The 16,522-nt window shown below is 54.3% G+C and carries 8 protein-coding genes; all 8 read left to right on the top strand.

Going from position 1 to position 16,522, the window contains the following annotated elements:
* Nucleotides 1-459 precede the first annotated feature (459 nt).
* The 8 genes from HDF12_RS20495 to HDF12_RS20460 all read left to right on the top strand — a co-directional run bounded on the left by HDF12_RS20495 (nt 460) and on the right by HDF12_RS20460 (nt 16,484).
* On the top strand, nt 460-3,711 hold the full coding sequence (locus HDF12_RS20495) for a TonB-dependent receptor (protein WP_179586466.1): 3,252 nt from the start codon (nt 460-462) through the stop codon (nt 3,709-3,711).
* Between the two features lie 217 nt (nt 3,712-3,928).
* On the top strand, nt 3,929-6,508 hold the full coding sequence (locus tag HDF12_RS20490) for a beta-glucosidase (protein ID WP_218892515.1): 2,580 nt from the start codon (nt 3,929-3,931) through the stop codon (nt 6,506-6,508).
* Between the two features lie 1,106 nt (nt 6,509-7,614).
* Nucleotides 7,615-10,578 (top strand): hypothetical protein, encoded by a 2,964-nt coding sequence (locus HDF12_RS20485; protein WP_179586462.1) that lies wholly within the window; start codon nt 7,615-7,617, stop codon nt 10,576-10,578.
* Between the two features lie 7 nt (nt 10,579-10,585).
* Nucleotides 10,586-11,665, top strand: coding sequence for a VWA domain-containing protein (locus HDF12_RS20480; RefSeq protein ID WP_179586460.1), 1,080 nt, complete (start codon nt 10,586-10,588; stop codon nt 11,663-11,665).
* A 161-nt stretch (nt 11,666-11,826) separates the two neighbouring features.
* Nucleotides 11,827-12,681: a tryptophan 2,3-dioxygenase gene (locus tag HDF12_RS20475; protein WP_179586458.1), complete on the top strand. Its 855-nt coding sequence runs from the start codon at nt 11,827-11,829 to the stop codon at nt 12,679-12,681.
* Nucleotides 12,678-13,880, top strand: coding sequence for an aminotransferase class V-fold PLP-dependent enzyme (locus HDF12_RS20470; RefSeq protein WP_179586457.1), 1,203 nt, complete (start codon nt 12,678-12,680; stop codon nt 13,878-13,880). The genes HDF12_RS20475 and HDF12_RS20470 overlap by 4 nt, the downstream gene beginning before the upstream one ends.
* A gap of 567 nt (nt 13,881-14,447) precedes the next feature.
* The gene (locus HDF12_RS20465; RefSeq protein WP_179586455.1) at nt 14,448-14,936 is read left to right on the top strand and encodes a c-type cytochrome; all 489 of its coding nucleotides are present in this window, start codon (nt 14,448-14,450) and stop codon (nt 14,934-14,936) included.
* Between the two features lie 294 nt (nt 14,937-15,230).
* On the top strand, nt 15,231-16,484 hold the full coding sequence (locus tag HDF12_RS20460; RefSeq protein WP_179586453.1) for a threonine/serine exporter family protein: 1,254 nt from the start codon (nt 15,231-15,233) through the stop codon (nt 16,482-16,484).
* Nucleotides 16,485-16,522 lie beyond the last annotated feature (38 nt).

Below are 16,522 nucleotides of genomic sequence, written 5' to 3'. Positions count from 1 at the left end.
CGACGAAGGTCGCGGCCCTAAGTTGATAAAACTAAAGTTGCTTCGGTTATCTGACTTGAGACGGGAGGCCGTAGGGTGTTTCTCGTCCAAAAGCGAGACAGCGCGACTCGGCTAAAAGCCCCTATGCTACTATTCGTTTTATGGCTCTGACCTTCCACTACGCCGTTACTGGTTGTCGTTGTTGTGAAGCAGGTCTGCGCCTCTCGCCTACGCGAAACTAGTTTCCCAAAACAAAAAAACTCACAGCAACCTGTGCCAAAAGCGGGTCTCGGCTTTTCGGTAATTCAATGTATTCAAGAATTTTAAGGAAGTTCCGGCAGATCCGCATCGTAGTTTCCTCCTCGGAAACAATACCGAACTGTTGTTGCCGATAGTCTCCCGCCCTCTTCGAGAATTCGTAAAGCAATCTCTTCCCATCTACATGGCGTGTCTTGTTCTAAGCACTTGGAGGTACCCTCGATGTTCCATCGATCTGTTTTTCTCTCCGTGTCACTGCTTCTCGCAACCGCTGCCAACGCCCAGATTGTGGGTGGGACCATCAGCGGTATTGTCACAGATCCCGCCGGAGCAGTCGTTCCTGACGCCCAGATCACGATTCGCAATCAAGAGACCGGCGGTGAGCGCCACCTCATCTCCGACGCAGCCGGAGCATATGCTGCACCTTCGATTCCCGTTGGTGTTTACGCGATATCGGTCGTGCGCGAGGGCTTCGCTCCGCAGACCCGCGCAGGGATTTCTCTCACTGTAGGTCAAGCCAAGCGTATCGATCTCACAGTGCATCCGGGTAACGTTACAGAGCAGATCACGGTTACGGACGTTCCCTCGTCTATCAATCTTTCCACCCAACAGATCTCCGGACTCGTCAACGAGCGTCAAATCAAAGACCTCCCGCTCAATGGTCGATCTTACGATCAACTCATCATACTCAATCCTGCGGCAGTAAACTACACAGCACAGCGCAGTGGATCGGTGGGAACCTCCAACTCCTCTGTGGGTAGTATGTTTGCGATCTCTGGTCGACGCCCGCAGGACAATCTCTATCTGCTCAACGGCGTCGAATACACCGGCGCGTCTCTGATCAACGTCACTCCGGGCGGAACTAGCGGCCAGCTTCTCGGCGTCGATGCGGTACGCGAGTTCAATGTCGTCAGTGACACGTACTCGGCAAGTTATGGAAAACGTCAGGGGGCACAGATCTCCATCGTAACGGCCTCGGGCACCAATAACGTCCACGGCTCGGCTTACGAGTTTCTTCGTAACTCTTTCTTCGATGCACGCAACTATTTCGACCAGGCTCACATTCCGAACTTTCAGCGCAACAACTACGGTGCCTCTCTTGGCGGCCCCATCCGCACCAATCGTCTATTTCTCTTTGGCAACTACGAAGGCTATAGACAGAACCTCGGAATCACCGATGTCACGCTCGTTCCTGACACTCAAGCTCGACAGGGTCTGCTTCCCGATCCGGCTAATCCTGCCGGACCTCGCAAAAGCTATGGTGTCGCGAACGGAGTTAGACCTCTGCTTAATCTCTGGCCTGCACAAAACGGTCCGGAGCTCCTCGACGCCAAAGGCAATCCGACCGGGATCGGTGAAGCCTTCTCGAGTCCCACTCAACACATCCGCGAGGACTTCGGCACCGCGCGTTTCGATGCCAACCTTACGTCACGCGATCTCCTCTTTGGCGTCTACACCGCGGATGATTCCACCGCCAACACACCTACGCAAAACCCCTTCTCGCTCATCAACGAATCGCTTCGCGAACAAGTTGTCAGCATCCAGGAGCAGCACGTCTTCTCCGCTCACCTGCTAAATACAGCCCGCGTCGGCTACTCTCGCGCCAGCTTTTTCTTCCTCGGCAGTATTCCAACTTCGATTCAGAGCGAAACTCCGGGCTTTCTTGCGGGCAAGCCGACCGGAGCTATTGTGATCGCGGGTTCGACCGCCTCCAATGGCTCGTCGCAGATCACCGGCGCCGGTGCCAACGTTGGATCGAACAATGCTACGGCGCGCAACCTCTACACCTTCGACGACCACGTCTTCTATTCCCGCTCGCGTCACCAGGTTGAGGCCGGAGTGTGGCTTCAGTCGCTTCAGTCGAACGATAATCTCGCCCAGAACCAGTACGGCCAAGCCTCCTTCGCTTCACTCACCACCTTCCTGCAAGGAACTGTCAAGACCTTCACCGTCGTGCCCAATCCCACGCCGCTAAATTGGCGGAGTTTCATGAGCGCCGTTTACTTCGAAGATACCTGGCAACTTACTCCAGCGTTCGAGATTCGCGGCGGGATTCGTTTCGAATCCACCAATGGCTGGAACGAAGCCCACGGCCGTGCCTCGCAGTATGGGTTTAAGAACGGTGTCATCGATACAACTCCAACGACAGGAACCTCCGCTCTGTCGAACAACCGCGCGAAGATTCTCCCCGAACCACGCATCGGCATTGCCTGGAATGTCTTCGGCGATGGCAAAACTTCGCTTCGGTCCAGCGTTGGCCTTCATCACTCTCTTCTCGACAACCTCGACTATCGCCTTGATCAGGCCGCACCTTACAACACAACTCTCTCCTATTCCAACGTTCCTATCGCAAGTCCAATTAGCGGTCCGCCAGGGCTCATCTCTCCCTCTAACGTCCAAGCCGATATCTCGACTCCGGGCGTTGTCTCTTACGCACTCAGCATCGAACAGCAGCTCGATCAAACGACCTCAATTACGGTTGGCTATGTAGGCTCTCATGGTTATCACCAGATCCTTTCGGAGGATCAAAACGAACCCGGTTCCATCATCTGCTCTCCGAACTCAAGCTGCCCTCCAGGTACTTCGACCGGAACGATCTACTATCCTACGACGGTCAAAGCGAACCCTCTGGTAGCCAACACCACGTCATGGACCTCCGGCGGCTCCAGCAACTACAACGCCCTCGAGGTTGACCTTCGCCGCAACCTGGCACACGGCTTGCAACTTCGAGCCAACTACACCTTCGCCAAAAATCTCGACGACGGCTCTGCCTGGAATACGAGCGTCTCGGCCAACACTCCGGCGTTTGTTTCTTATCCGGGGAATCCTTCGCTGGATTACGGCCCCGCGGCGACTGATATTCGCCACCTCGCTACCTTCAACGCGACATACGAGCTACCCGTTGGTCGTGGCCACTTTCTCTTATCCACTGTACCGCCGTTGATCAACCACGCGGTATCTGGATGGAGTCTCAGCACCATCGCAACACTCCAAACCGGATTTCCCTTCAGCCCGCAACTGGGTTATAACCCTACCGGCTCTGGCGACACTCGCAACCCAGTCCGCCCAAACGTCAATCCCGGCTTCCGGGGAAACATCTATACTCACGGCAGCACAGCCACCCGCGTCGGCCAATTCTTCTCACCCGCAGCTTTCACCCCCCCCGCATACGGCACCATAGGCAACCTCGGTCGAGACACCCTTACCGGTCCCGGGTACGCCGACTGGGATCTTTCTCTGCTCAAGTCGACCGTACTGACCGAGAAAACCCGTCTCCAGTTTCGCGCCGAATTCTTCAACGTGCTCAACCACACCAACCTGCAGACGCCCAACGAGGTTGTTTACACAAGCGGGCCCACACAGGGCACAGTCGCCAACCAGACCACAGCCGTCGTTCAGAGCCCTACAGCCGGAGTTGTGACCGCAGCCTCCACTAGTCGTCAGATCCAACTCGCGCTCAAGGTCATCTTCTAACACAACAACGATAGATCTCTCGCATACTCTCCGAATGTAGGGGAGGCAGGACGGCAATCCTGAACCGTTACCGCGTGGTCCGCAGCAGCGGAACTCCCGTGAAGCGTCTATAGATATACTTCTCAGGGGAAATAAAACTAGTTATTTCCATCCTCTAGAAATGTAAAAGTTTCTACCGGAATCCAATTCACTCAGGCCGGAGCTCCTCGAAATGTTCATGCGCAACCGCCCGCTCTTCACATGCCACGCCATCGCAGTCAGCGCTCTCTTTCTGACGAGTCTTTCCAGCTCTGCACAATTCGTTGGCAGCGATCCACAAGCTGTCGACAAGCGCGTCAACGATCTCCTTGCCAACATGACGCTCGACGAAAAGATCGATCTCATCGGTGGCGATACACCTTTTAGAACCCACTCCATTCCGCGGTTGAACATTCCCTACTTCCAAATGGCGGACGGTCCTGTGGGTGCGCACATTCCCGCGCCCACCATTGCGTATGCCGCAGGCATTGGTCTCGCGGCTTCGTGGGATAGGGCGCTCGCTCTAAGCATCGGGCAGCAACTGGGGCGCGATTCTCGCTCTCGCGGCGCGGCTTTTCTCCTTGGCCCAGGGGTAAACATTTATCGCGCGCCCATGAATGGTCGTAACTTCGAATACTTCGGCGAGGATCCTTTCCTGGCAAGTGCGATTGCCGTCGGCTATATACAAGGCGTCCAGCAAGAGGGAGTTTCGGCGACTGTCAAGCACTACCTGGGTAACAACTCCGAGTATCTTCGCCACGATTCAGACTCGGTCATCGATGAACGGACACTTCGCGAGATCTACATGCCCGTCTTTGAGGCCGCCGTGAAGACTGCCAGAGTAGGCGCGATCATGGACTCCTACAACATCACCAATGGTGAGCACATGACGCAAAACGGGCGTCTTAACATCACCGTCGCAAAGGATCAATGGCACTTTCCAGGCGTCATTATGTCGGATTGGGTCGCAACCTACGATACCGCTGCAGCCGTAAAAGGCGGCCTTGATCTTGAGATGCCCTTTGGCGTCTACCTCTCCAAAGAAAAGATACTTCCACTACTGAAGAATGGCACCATCACTCAGGCCGAGATCGATGAGAAGGTGCGCCGAATCCTCCGCGTGGCAGTCGACTTCGGCTGGCTCGACAGACCACAGTTGGACACCACTATCCCTCGTTACAACCTCGACGGCCGCGCAGCATCTCTGCATGCCGCGCTGGAAGGGGCAGTCCTGCTTAAGAATGACAACAACGCGCTTCCTCTTAACAAAACTCAACTTAAGACGATCGCAGTTCTCGGACCCACGGCAACCCAGACCGTGACTACTGGTGGCGGCAGCGGCGAGGTAGTCAGCTTTGCCAATACCAACCTCCTGGTAGGCGTCAGCAATTTCGTTGGCCCGCAGACAAAAGTTCTCTACGCTCGCGGCCTCCGTAGCGTCAACCAGATGTCACGTTTGACACGTTTCACAACCGATTCACAAGCCACGACTCCGGGAGTTACACACACAACCTTCGCAAAGGCGAACCTCGAAGGAGATATCACTGGCACCGTCAACGAGACGGCGATGCTGACTGCTGGATCCACCCGCCGCGAGCCTGAAGAGCAGGAACTCAATGCGCTTACCTCCCACAAGAGCGCATCTCCCTACGTGCGCACCACTACCAGCAGCCGTTGGACCGGTTATTACACTCCAGCCGACGCAGGCAAGTTCGCAATCTTCGTCCAGACCGATGGGAAGTATCGGCTTTTAGTGGACGACGCGGTCGTCTTCGACAGCTCCGTAGTCCCCAAATACATCCTCAACCAAACAACTTTGGACCTCACCCAGGCGCCGCATAAAGTGGTTTTGGAGCAACTCTCCCAGCAGCTCGGTTCTGTCTCCGGCATGCGAGTCGGCATTGCTCCTCTCAGTACGATCGTAGAGAAAGATGCACTCGAAATGGCTTCGCACGCCGATACGGTAATTCTTGCAGTGGGTTTCAATGCATCATCAGAGTCTGAAGGCGGAGACCGCACCTTCGAGCTTCCTGTCGGCCAGGAGCAGCTTATCCAGCAAATTGCCGCCCTCGGAAAGAAGACAATCGTGTTCATCACCTCCGGTGGCAGTGTCGATATTTCAAACTGGAAAGATAAGGTTCAGGGAATCTTCGAGACTTGGTATGCAGGGGAGGAGGGTGGCACCGCAGCGGCTCGCCTCCTTTTCGGCGAAGATAATCCGTCTGGTCATTTGCCTATCAGCTGGGAAAAGAAGATCACGGATAATCCCAGTTATCGCAACTATTATCCGGACGCCGGCACCAACAAAATCGTTTATCGAGAGGGTATCTTCGTGGGCTACCGTGGATACGAGCACAATCACGTAGAGCCGCAGTATCCGTTTGGATTCGGGCTCTCCTATACGACCTTCTCGTTCAGCAAGCTAAAGAGCACTCCGTCGGTCGACGGCCATATTACTGTAACGTGCGATGTCACAAATACAGGCGGTCGTTTAGGGGCAACTGTTGCCCAACTGTATGTTGGTCAGGCTTCAACCACGGTAGAGCGCCCCGCAAAAGAACTAAAAGGTTTTGAACGGATCGTTCTGCAACCGGGCGAGACAGGGCACATCTCGTTTAGCCTTAACTCTCGCAGCTTTAGTTACTTCGATGTCAAGTCTTCAAGCTGGCGGGCCGACGCTGGAGCATACGATTTAACACTGGGCGATTCCTCACAAGACAGTCAGCAGAAGATTACGGTCCAACTTGAAAAGTCTCTGACCTCGTCTGTTAGTGACTAGCCGACTATCAAGGACTTCAAGACGTTGGCTTGAACGCGGTCGGAAAGCAAGCCTGCAATCGTTCGTCGCGAGGGTGGCCGGTTGTGGTCTGCGCAGGGTCGGCAGCACCATGATTGCGCGAGATCGAATTGGATTTCGGGCGGGGAATCAGACCGAAGATCCAATTTCCCAGACATGAGATAGGCTTTTCCTCCCTCATGCCGGTGTAGTCCTAACAAGAGGCACAGAATGTGCGGCTGAATCTGCTTGAACGGTTAGGACCGGTTAAAGAGCAAGCCCCAATACATAAGTAAGAGATAAGAGTCTTTGATACTGAGGTAAAGCTCCGTCGCTTCCTACGGTGATTCTGGGAACGGACGACGGTGAGCTTTGCGAGGTATCTATAACATAATAAAATGTTTATTATCTAATTTGACGTTCCGGGACTCCATTTTGAGTCAGGACATGTCGTTGCACGGGCTTATCCTCCAGACTGACATATGAACTTGGAATAAGTCGCGGTAAACGACAGTCGCTGTTGGATTCCGTGATGCACCACCAACGTCGATGAAAAAGAACGCGATGCCAGCGACCGGGGGATGCGCGGAACGAAGTCCCTCTCTGAAGGTTTTTAGGATTTTGTGTGTTCTGCGCTGGCAAATGGCGGCACAGTGGTAGTAGAGTACCCTCCAACACTGCATGCCGTAAATCTTCTTGATCAGAGGTGTTTAGTCATAAACCGGTTAGGGCACGCCTACCTGTCGAAGGGAACAGCCGATAGATTGCGTATCTGTGAAATAACCCGAGTTCGCGGTAGAATTCCGGTTCTTAGTTTTCGACCCATATAGACTTCGTTCTTTATTGGGTTGTCACACCCGTTGTCGTCGGCGCTATAAGTCTTCGCGGTTCTTAGAAGGTGTCCAGCGATGAAGTCTCCTTTCCGTCTATCGCCCATTCCCACAGCAGTATGGCTATGTTTTAGTGTTTATTGCCTGATTCACCCTTGCGGCGCGAGTCAGGCAGCATCCCTATCGGCTTCATCGGACTCCCAGTCGCTCGCGACAAACACGCCAGCCCCTCAAAGGGATAATGTCATCATCCCCGGTCCTCTTCGATCTTTTCTCCGTATGGCTGGCATTAGTCAAAAGGCCTCCGAAGCCGATGTGTTGGCCCTACTAGCACGAAACATCTACCTTCGTGGCTATCAGCAGAGCACTCCGACCGAATTCCTTATCTTGATTGATCGATATGTTAGTCAGGCGAGAGAGCTTCAAGTTCTGGCAGGAGCGAGCAGCACCATCCGGGTTGCCGGTTGTGACGACGCTGGCACGCTGGTTCAGATCCTGGGTTACCGGCTGCGGGAAGGGTGTGGTCAGAAAAACTTTACCTTAGAGACGGCAAACCCCGAGAGAGCTTTTCTTACGATCGATTCAGGCTTTCCTCTGGTTGAACTCGAAGAAGCTCTCCAGAAGGGGATACCGTTTACGTATTCCTATCCGGCTTCTCGGGTTCCAGTGCTGTTCCACGAAAGCGACTGGATGGGGCTAAGCCAAAGTGCGAAGTCAAGGTCGGGTAGCCTGATAGACGCGCTGCTCAGCGACGCTTCCGTGGCTCGCCTTTATTGGGCCCTAGCTAAAATAGACGACGAAACCACCCTAGCATTGCGGAATTCGCCAGGTCTAAGGAAACTGCTCCCGTTTGGAAGCATCCTGGATTTTTATGGAAGCCAAGTATGTATTCGCTCTGGGCGAGTGATTGTACCCGGGGGAGAGAGTGCTGCCGGGGATTGGAAGGAACTGGTTGGCGCGAGTCCAGAGTCGTCCGGGGACTTCATCGCCGCCTTGCTTGCGAAAGACAGCGGCTGGCTGGCTGCCTACTATGACACCTTGTCGCGTGTCAGTCGGACGCAGCAAATGCACCTTACGGAAGCTCCGCGCCTCAAACAACTTTACGACGTATTTCGCAAAGGCGCCAACGGAAGCAATGCCGTTAGAGGAGTATTTCCGAGAGCACCCGATCTTTTGGTGCTGTTTACTCGCATTCAATGGGAGTCTAACGGCGATCCCCACGTGCCAGGAAATCTCGACGTTTGGAAAGAGATTCTTCTCCAAAAGTCTGACTCTAAAACCGTTCGCAGTTGGGTCAAACGAGCCCGGAACTGGGATCGTCCAGAACAGTTGCTCGAAACATTGACCGCACTTTCCTCGATAGACAGTAATAGCGGACCGCTTCAAATTTATCTCACGTTGAGTGAATTAGACCGCGTGCGCCAGCCAGGGAATCACTTATCCGCAGAGACAGTGCGTCAACTGGCTGATCGATTTTCAGAGCTGAACAATTGGTATTTGGTGTTCGCTGAGTTCCCAGAATTGAACGAAGCAGGCATCACAAGCTTCATGAAATCGACGGACGCAATCGACAAAATCTCCAACCAGACAATGCGTGGGAATGCCCTGGGAGCTTTTCAGGCGACTGTCGGGCTCTGGCAGATCCTCGCCCGACAAGGACAAATTCCAGAGCGCGAACTGAATACGTCATGGCAGAAAGTGATTGAACCATTCACCACGATCTCCTCCTCCACACAACTCTTCGACAGTGCCCAGAAATCTCTCCAGGAACTTCTGCTTGCGGCAGGCGCTAAGGCGGACTCCTCTCAAGAAGAACTCGTTGAGTTGCTTGCAGGCCCACGTCAGGTAACTCCAGACGGACTACGCGAGCATATCGCATTAGCCGCCAGAATCAATTCGGTTTTGGAAGACCAGCGGCTCGTTTCCCTTGACACGTTATTCGCCCTCAGTGATGGCCTTAAGGAGATGGCTCAGGGGAAAGGCAAGAGCGACGCACTGCTTCCACTTGCGGCAGAACTCCGCGAATTTGACCTGCCACGCCCTATCTTCACCAACAGTGAGAAGATCAGCTGGGCGCCTCCGAACTACACCGCACATCACGCGGAACTGCAGGTGCGTACGGATTTGACGAAGGTTATTAAAGAGCAAGGTTCGCACGTGCAGCTTGAAACAGCTCGTGGCCAGCTCACGCCTTTTCTGCGCGATACTCTGGTTGGTTTGAACTACGCGTACTATGAACCTCCCGGGGCTCAGATGCTTCACCATAATCCGCTCTTCGTTCGCTCGCACGACTTTCTTGGAGTTTCGATACAGAGCCCGGATCGACTCTGGAGCGCTCCCATGCTGTTGGGCGCAGGATCACCTGCTGGCGGCGGAGCATATCTGGTTGGATCTTTAGTCGATCTGTCTTATGCGTTAGCGACAACGGAGCAGGACTTTATCTCTCCGGAAAACATACAAGCACTAATCTGGAAAGATTTAGTGCCGGAACTTCTAGTTAGCGCCACCCTCCCGCGCTGGTGGAGCGTGACCCCGGTTGAACTTCATGCCGTCACCCTTTATCAGAAATCTGGAGAAGAGTTGTTGATGGCGTCTGTAGGAAATGCCCAGATCAGGGAGAGGATAATCGGCATCCTCTCTGATCGCTTGACGTCGCAACGATTGGAACGAGTTCAACAGTCACTGTTTCGTACCGAAGACGTGGCTGCGATGCTTCGGCGGATGACCCCGGCCGAGACCTCTTACCTTGCTGCCGAGTATGGTAGTAGATTTCCCGAAGAAAAGGGTTCCTGGGGACCGGCAAGTCAACAACTGCAGGAGCTACAACAACAGTTTCCAGTTGAAGTAAGCTGGGAGCATCTATCGAGAGACTTCGGTGTGCCCCATCCGACGCTGGCCCGAACCAACGCTTGTCAGTTGCTGAATGTAAAACCCTTCCCCTTCTTTGGCTCTTATTCCAGCCGCCTCTTTGGAGAGTCATGGGAGTCCAGTAACTTATATTGGGCTCGCCTCGCAGATGAGATGGGTTATTCACCTGTGGCGCTAAACAGCCTTGTTCCAGAACTGAGCCGACGTGCCATCAGTAAGATCTTTGCGACGGAGCCCGATGATTGGCCGGCAATTCTTCGTGCCATTCAAGAAACAGGAGAGGAGTTTCGACAGGGCAAAACTGCCGGTTTCCCTGGCAGCAATATCACTTCTACGATGTCTGGGCGGGCGGGAAACGATGCGAACACACATTAGGAAAAGTATGGCAAAGCGAAATTTTCTATTTCTCTGGTTACTTTCATTCCCCTTCTACGGTGGTGGCTCCGGCGCTGCCCAAGATGATTCTTCGCGCATTCGCGTGAGCGTCGTGCTTGTACAACTGAATATCGCCGTAACTGACGGGAAGGGGAACTACGTTAGTGGTCTTAATCCAGAAGACTTCTCGATTACCGAGGACAAAATTCCCGAAAAAACCGCCACCTTCGAGGAGGGGAACGAACCACCGAGGCGATTGATTGACGTTTCTCCGTCGGGCGGCCACCTTCCGCAGGAGACAGGCAAAGGTGCGGTGACGATCGTGCAGAAATCCGCTGCCGGGGATCCGGTGAAAACTCCAGACTTATGGGCGGCAGGGGCCAACGTTTTTATTCTCTTCGACACCAGCAACTACATGTACCGGGGATTTGTATTCGCGCAGGACTCTATCGCCGATTTCATCCGGTCTCTAGAAGGTGTTAGCAAGGTAGCACTTTATTCTTACAGTCGGGATCTTTCCCGCGTATCTGCGCTTACGTCCGACCGGACGCAAGCCTTGCGTGGCGTGCGCAATACAGTTGCCGGTGATGACGCTGCACTCTATAACTCCCTCTTGCTGACGGTAAAGGATGCCGCCCGTCTCACCGGTAAAAAAGCTATCGTCGTCTTTTCTAATGGTCCTGACAATGCAAGCCTGGTGCCCCCTGAGGATGTGGCGGAGTTGGCCCAATCCACCGGAACAATCATTTATATGATCAGTACTCAGCAAGCCGAAGATGAGCCGGTTTCTACCGCGGTCTTTGAGCGAATGAGCAAGGTCACAGGTGGTAAAGCCTATTTTTCGAAGAGTTGGAGAGATGAGAAACAGGCGTTTGCCTCCATTCGAGATGACCTGGCTCATCTGTACACTCTGAGCTACTATCCACAACCCAATCCAAATCGGGGGTGGCGCACCATAACGGTAAAGCTCGTTGGCAAAAACCTGCAGAAATATCATATTCGGACTCGAGATGGATATCGCCTTCTTCAGCAGACGCAGTCGGCCGATAATTTACCGTTGCCTGGTCCAGATCCTGTTTCGCAGTGATCCAGTGGGCGCCGAAACAGCAATCGCCACGTAAATTCCAGTTCTAGTGGTACCTCCGCACCCAAGGAGATAGTCCTGGTACGCGACGCGTAGCCATCGTCATCAAGACCTTCACTCGCAAATTGTTCCGCGGGGAAGTTAGTATTCGTATGTAGGTGAAGATGACAAATACCAATCAACGCCCGGTCGAACCAAACATCGTAAGCGACTTTTCTGACAGACTAAGCTACTCAGGCTACCTTTCTCTTGACGGCCTACTTGCGCAACAACGACCGCTATCTCAACCGCCACATCACGATGAAATGTTGTTTATCATCCAGCACCAGGTTTCGGAGCTATGGATTAAGCTGGTGATCCACGAGCTTACGGCTGCGATCGACCACATACGCCGTGACAGACTTCCACCCACCCTCAAAATTCTGTCGCGCGTAAAACTCATCCAGATGCAACTCTTCGAGCAGTGGTCTGTTCTCGAAACGCTCACGCCGTCGGAGTATATGGAGTTTCGATCGGTCCTTGGAAGCGCCTCGGGATTTCAGTCGTTCCAGTATCGCAAACTCGAATTTCTCCTTGGCAATAAAAACCTCGACAACCTCAAAGTCTTTGCGCACGATGCGGCGATCTACAACGATCTCAATCGCACCCTCGAATCTCCCAGCCTTTATGACGAGTTCCTGCGATATCTTGCTCGGCACGGTTATAGCATCCCCGACGAATGCCGCGACCGCGACTGGTCTACGCCTCACACCAGGAATGAAGCTCTCGTGGAAGTCTTTCGCGATATATATCGCGACCCAAAACAACATTGGGTGGCGTATGAGATGTGCGAGAAGCTGGTGGACGTGGAGGAATACTTCCAACTCTGGCGCTTCCGTCATCTCAAAACGGTCGAGCGCATCATCGGCTTCCGGCACGGCACCGGCGGTTCCTCGGGCGTTGCCTTTTTGCGACAAGCATTGGAGCTTACTTTTTTTCCTGAGCTTCTGGCTTCGCGAACGGAGGCACCAAGGGAATGAGTCTCGCAGATGCTCTCGCAGCGATAGGCCCAGGTGAGCTCACAGAAGATACTCTCCACCTTCACGTTTTTCCACTCTTCTCCAAAACGCTCGCGGCGCCGGGTATTTATCTGGCGAATCACTCGTTGGGCCGTCCACTCAATCAGACAGAAGAGGATCTTCGCGAAGGCTTTCACCTCTGGCAAACCAGCCTCGGAGCTGCTTGGGGCCCATGGCTTGAAGAAGAGCACGCGCACCGCGCCCGACTTGCGCAACTCATTGGCGCTTCCAGATCCGACTGCATCGTGCCAAAAACCTCAGCAGGACAAGGGCTACGCACTGTTCTCAATGCGCTTCCAGGTATTCCACGCGTCGTCTCGACGACTGGAGAGTTTGACTCGATCGATGTGATCCTAAAGCAATACGCAGCACTCGGCAGAATCGCCCTCCAGTTCGTCTCCTGCGAGGTGGCTGAGGGTGGTATCAATCTCTCACAACTGATGCAGAAGATCCATGATGGCGTCGATCTTGTCGTGATCTCTCAGGTGATGTTTATCACCGGGCAGGTCGTGCCTGATCTTGATCTTCTTGCGGAGCACTGCCATAAGGCGGGCGCTCGTCTCCTCGTGGATGCGTATCATGCTGTCGGAGTCTTCTCAATCGATGTCGCCAGGATGAAAGCTGATTTTATGATCGGAGGAAGTTACAAATACCTGCGTGGCGGTCCTGGAGCAGCCTTTCTTTATATATCTCCGGACGCCCTTTCCAGTGGCCTGAAGCCAATCGACATCGGGTGGTTCGCCAAAGACCAACCGTTTCTCTACAATCGACCTGACCCACCACGCTTCGCGCACGGTGGAGACGCATTCCTCGAATCCACTCCTCCAATTTTGACCTACTACCAGGCTCGAGCTGGTCAGCAGTTCGCTCTTCATTTGGGGGTGACCCGAATTCGGGCGTATTGCATCGACCGTCTCAGTCGCCTCAAACGATATCTAGCGGACGTTGGAATCGCAGCGGAGGGCGCGGACGATTCACACGGCGGATTCCTGACGATCGAAAACACTGCGGCAGTATCGCTTGCAGAAACGCTCGAACGGAGCGGTATTACCACCGATGCACGCGGCAATCGGCTTAGGCTTTCACCCGACTACCTCACGTCAGATAGTGCGTTGCGCGAAGTTGCAACCACCCTGGCATCTATTAGTGCCGCAGTCTAGACAACATTCAGAAACCTGGTCTCGACCCGTGCCCCCGGGTTCATTTTTTTTGCGCTGGATTTGGTGTTTTTTGCTGGGGATTTTGGCGAAAACCGGTGTTTGGACGTGGTGTTTTGATGGTGTGTTTGTGGTGGAATGCGTGGTGGGGGTGGTGTTTAAGCAGTCAGCTTTCAGGGGTCGAAAGATACGCCATCGATTTCGTATTTATTTTTCAGGTTCCGCCATTCGGCCGCGGAAGCTGCGCCAGAACGGACCCAGAAGGAAGAGACAGCGCAACGGTCATGGCCGTTGCAGCCAGAGCGGCTCGAAACATGATGACCTCGATTTTGGAGCTTGATAGAGATTACGCTGCACAAGGGGAAACCTATAAACTTCACCTTACCTCTGACGATGCACGGCATAGTCTCGGATCAACACGCTCAACCTGAATGCGAAGATCGAGGCCGGCGAGTTTAACGATGTTCTCTTTACGCCGGATCAGACAGGCGATTTCAAGGCGAACTGTGGCGTCTACTGCGGTGGGACACAGAGCGATGGCGATGACGGTGCATGTGATTCAATAGTGAGATGAGATCGGTTCGTTTCCTTTCCCTGAGTCTGCTCTCGATTTTGTCGATTGGTCTTTCGGGATGCCGCGTCAGCGCACCGTCAGCAACGGAGACCCATGTCGTCAACTGGACGAAGCACCACATCACGATTGGCGGTAAAAAAGACGTCAACCCAGTGGCCGCAAGCGCAGAGAATATTGAGGATGGCAAACAAAACTTTACCTCGTACTGCATGGTCTGCCACGGACTGGATGGCCAGAACACGGGTGTGCCTTTCGCCACGTCGATCGCTCCGCCCATCCCCTCGCTTTCCAGCGCCGAAGTCCAGGCCTATACGGATGGGCAACTCAAGTGGATTATCAAGAACGGTATCTCTCCTTCCGGTATGCCTGCCTCTGCCACGGAATTTTCCGACGACGATATTTGGCACATAGTGCTTTACATTCGGCACCTTCCGCCAGCCGGCAGTCTCGGTGAGCCTACCGTATACGGCGGTTCGGCGAAGTAGCGTCGAAGATTACGCATTGCGCCCTGGACAACGGACCTCATGCTCAACCAAGCCGCCCTGCACCACCCAAGCAAGATGAGTTCGACCGAGTATGGTTATAAGAAAATGGTCAAGCGTTACGTAGGCTGCCGTCTCGACCATAGCCCGTAACAAACACTAACCTCCACTGGGTTCGAGCACTAGGATCGAGCCGATTCGGCTCGCGCTGGGGGTGGGTTCATCTTTCAATGTGGCTCGCTTCTGGATCAGAGAACGAATTGCCACCTTCGAATGATGTGCAAATGAGGTACACGTATGAACTTCGAGAAGCGTTCCGATCTTGTCCTCGCCTTTGCTCGAGTCCTGTTCGTGAATGGTCAATCCACGCAACAGACGTTGGACGCGGCCGACCGGGTGGGCGACATAGTTGGGCAGCACGGCAAGATCTTCGCGCGATGGGGAGAACTGCAACTCCAGGCCAAGGCTGGGGACGTCGGGCTTCTCGCCGCCGTGGCGGCCGATCCTACCGGTGTAGACATGGATCGCGTGGTATCCACGATGCGGGCAATAGAAGATCTCAGCGCTGGCCGGCTCGCGCTCGACGATGCAACGGAGGCCATCAGGACGATTTCACAGGCCCCCCCGGCACCTACATGGCTATTCACGCTTGCCGCGGCGGCGGGTGCAGTTGCACTAGCGGTGATCTTCGGTGTCGAACATCTAACCGCGGCAGCTCTTATATTCGTGAGCGCTGGGGCCGGTGCCATCTTGCGTCGCAAATTAGCGCGCCACAAAACAAACGTTTTCCTGCAACCATTCTTCGCCTCGTTGCTCTCTGGCGTTATAGGCGCGCTGGCGGTTCGGTACCAGTTGAGCTCGACCCTGCGCCTTATCGCAGTTTGCCCATGCATGATCCTGGTGCCAGGGCCGCATGTGCTCAACGGCGCATTGGATCTGGTCAGGGGCCGCGTTGATTTGGGCGCCGCCCGCTTGATCTATGCGGGGCTCGTGGTCTTAGCGATCTCCACAGGACTCCTGCTTGGACTCGCCCTTATTGGCACGTCCTTTCCTATAGACCCACCCGCCCGGGAGGTACCTCTGTGGCTCGATACGATCGCGGCCGGCGTCGCTGTCTTCGCGTACAGCGTCTTCTTCTCCACACCGCTACGCATGCTGGCGTGGCCAGTCGTCGTTGGAATGCTTGCTCACGCTATCAGGTGGTGGTCCATTGTTGTATTTGGTTCCAACGCCGCAACCGGCGCCATGGCCGCATGTCTTGTCGTGGGGCTAATTCTCACTGCAGTTTCGCGCCGCTGGCAGATGCCGTTTGCAGCCATCGGCTTCGCTTCGGTGGTATCGATGATACCGGGCGTCTACTTATTCAGGACGGCTAGCGGCCTTGTGCAATTTGCTGGCGGCTCCCATGCGACATCGGAGCTCATAAGCGCGACAGTTGCTGACGGTATGACCGCCGTCACGATCATTTTAGCGATGAGCTTAGGTCTCATCGTTCCGAAGACGTTAATTGATCGCCTAAGTGAGAGTGCTCGATCTTTTCGTTTGAAGTGAAGTCACGCCACCGGAATGATCAAGGCGACTCGACGCGA

It is taken from the genome of Tunturiibacter gelidiferens, assembly GCF_013410115.1.
In the GTDB taxonomy this organism is placed as follows: domain Bacteria; phylum Acidobacteriota; class Terriglobia; order Terriglobales; family Acidobacteriaceae; genus Edaphobacter; species Edaphobacter gelidiferens.
Note: the sequence above shows the minus strand (reverse complement) of the source record. Positions and strands in the feature narration are given on the sequence as shown.